Here is a 1,319-nt window from a genome sequence, read left to right on the forward strand (position 1 = left end):
ACAACTTGAAGTATAAGGATGAAATAATTGAACAGAACCAAACCCTTTTTAATCAGTTTATGGAAAGTACAAGAAGCATGGCAACGAGTGAAAGGAAATGGGGGCTCCGCAGGTATTGATAAAATAAGTATCGAAGCCTTTGAGCGCGACCTAGCAAAGAATTTGTATAAGATTTGGAATAGACTTAGCTCAGGAACCTATTTTCCACCACCAGTAAAACGTGTTGAAATACCAAAATCTGATGGCAAGATGCGTCCGCTCGGCATTCCTACTGTTGGGGATAGAGTCGCGCAGATGGCTGTCAAGCTAGAGATAGAGCAACAATGGGATGCAAAGTTCCATGCTTCATCGTTTGGTTACAGACAAGGTAAATCGGCACATGATGCAGTGGCGCAAGCTCGGTCTAACTGTTTTAAGTATAAATGGGTCGTGGATTTAGATATTAAAGGGTTTTTCGATAATATCGATCATGAGCTTATGCTAAAAGCAATAGATAAACAAACCCCTCCTAAATGGGTTCGACTTGCCCTAGTACGTTGGCTAAAAGCGGATGTTATGTATCCTGACGGTAGTATTGAGTCACGAGAAAGTGGCACACCTCAAGGTGGTGTCATCAGTCCGTTATTGGCGAATCTTTTCTTACATTATACCTTTGACAAATGGATGGAGCGTGAATTTCCGACACTACCATTTGAACGCTATGCTGATGATGCAATCATTCATTGCACATCAGATAAACAGGCGCAATTTGTATTAGATAAGCTTAAAGGAAGAATGAGGGATTGTAAGTTAGAGTTGCACTCTGAAAAGACAAAAATAGTAAATTGCGATGTGGGTACAAATAAGCAAGCGAAATACAATAAATTTGACTTTTTAGGTTTCACTTTCAGACGTAGAAGATCAATAAATACAAGGACTAACCAAGTGTTTACCGGGTTCTTACCTGCTATTAGTGATGAAAAGAAAAACGCAATCAAACAAACAATTAACGCTTTTAATTGGCAAGCATTAATACCTAAAGGACTGGATAACGTTGCGAGAGCAATTAATCCATATATTAGAGGCATAATTAATTATTATAGTAAATTCTACCCATCAGAACTAGAAGACATATGGCGCGTCCTTGACGGGCGATTAGTCAGATGGATTATGAGGAAAAGAAAACGCTATAAAGGTAAGAAAACCAAAACCTATAGACTGATTGAAGAGTTAAAATCTAGTCCACGCTTTGGAAGACTTTTTGCTCATTGGCATCTAATGCAATTAAAAAGGAACTAAATTATCTTAGCACACTAGAGGTTGGGTTAGAGGAGCCGTAT

At 38.7% G+C, this 1,319-nt stretch carries 1 protein-coding gene; it reads left to right on the plus strand.

The features are described from left to right. The first annotated feature begins 27 nt into the window (after nucleotides 1–27). Complete coding sequence (gene ltrA, locus ACFFIT_RS13255; protein WP_385878408.1) at nucleotides 28–1,278, plus strand: group II intron reverse transcriptase/maturase; 1,251 nt, start codon at nucleotides 28–30, stop codon at nucleotides 1,276–1,278. The last annotated feature ends 41 nt before the right edge of the window (nucleotides 1,279–1,319 follow it).

Origin of the sequence: Thorsellia kenyensis, from assembly GCF_042432445.1 — a bacterium.
GTDB classification, from domain to species: Bacteria; Pseudomonadota; Gammaproteobacteria; order Enterobacterales; family Thorselliaceae; genus Thorsellia; species Thorsellia kenyensis.